Annotated in this window: 1 protein-coding gene and 1 pseudogene; one reads left to right on the plus strand and one right to left on the minus strand. The window is 46.3% G+C overall.

Annotated features, from left to right (window positions below; all coding sequences use genetic code 11):
* Positions 1-260: 260 nt before the first annotated feature.
* A pseudogene (locus tag ABZJ92_RS21860) lies at positions 261-487 on the plus strand (ACT domain-containing protein).
* Between the two features lies 1 nt (position 488).
* Here ABZJ92_RS21860 and ABZJ92_RS21865 read toward each other — a convergent pair.
* Positions 489-1,229, minus strand: a complete 741-nt coding sequence (locus ABZJ92_RS21865) for a DeoR family transcriptional regulator (RefSeq protein ID WP_050597212.1) — start codon at positions 1,227-1,229, stop codon at positions 489-491.
* Positions 1,230-1,296 lie beyond the last annotated feature (67 nt).

Below are 1,296 nucleotides of genomic sequence, written 5' to 3' on the forward strand. Positions count from 1 at the left end.
GCTTACCGCTCATGGGCACCTCTCTTTAAGCCATCTTAAATGACTCTGAGGTGTCTGTTAAACCCGTGGCGATTCAGAGTGACGTGCAGGCAGGAGATTCGCTCTATGCAGGGTTGTGAGATGAATTCAAACCGGCTGGCAGCGCCAGTGATATTCGAAGATTCGTCCGGTTGTTACCCAGTATGCATTAAAAACCCAGACATTATGGACAATATAACGGCTTCTACAACAAGGAAGTGCCTGTTTACCATCCGGGTGTAATGACTCACCTTTGTGGGCTTTTGCCCGTCGCGCTCTTAACGTTGAAGACATTCTCTGCCTGCCGATTCAGGACTGCGACAAAAGCCATATCTGGCTACTGGTCAAGGATGACCAGCGTCTGGAGTAGGTGATAAGCCAAATAGATAAGCTGGAATATGTGGTGAAAGTGCAACGTAATCAGTCCAACCCGACGATGTTTAACAAGATTGTGGTGTTTTTTCAGTAAGTCATTCGTCTTCTGAATCAGGTGTAATGATCTTTACAGAACCATTCTGGCAGTGCGTAACATAATCTGCCGGTAACGGACGATCGCTAATCAGAACGTCAAATGCAGAGATCGGTGCGAGGCTGGCAGAGGCCACTTCATCGAACAACGCGTGGCGGGCGAGCAAAATTTTCCGTAGTCCACGGTTCATCACTTTACGCTTAGTGGCAAGATCTTCAGGGTTAAACCAGCTGACGCCAAAGTGATTATGCACACCGCTGGCGGAAATAAATATTTTTCGCGGATTGAGAGAGTCTAATGGCGAAGAGTTACTGGCATCGTAAAAAGCATCACTTCTGGCACGATACGTACCACCACAAAGTATTGCTGTTACATTAGGCTTTTCATTCAACGCAACAAAGACGCGATGTGAGTAACAGATGCCGGTGAAGGTGATTGCATCCGGGATCATGCTTATAACGAGTGGTATCTCCTGGCCATTATCAAAGAAGATCAGATCATTTTCATTAACCATTCCGGCAGCCAGAATTGCAATAGGTAAGTCATCACGATGATTTTTTGGAACGTCATGGATTACTGGCATGGATGGCGCGGGTTTATTCACCATTACAATATAGCCACCCAGTAGGGTCAGTGGCAGAGGTTCATCTTCCTGATGGAGATCGCGACGAATAGTCATTACAGAAACTTCCAGCATTCGCGCTGCGTCTTTCAAATGGATTCTGTCGGTTTTCTTGGTAATGCTGCCAACTTACTGATTTAGTGTATGATGGTGATTTTAAGGTGCTTGCGTGGCTTCCATTTCCATC

The organism is Shigella sp. FJ200513, assembly GCF_040495915.1.
Taxonomy (GTDB): domain Bacteria; phylum Pseudomonadota; class Gammaproteobacteria; order Enterobacterales; family Enterobacteriaceae; genus ECMA0423.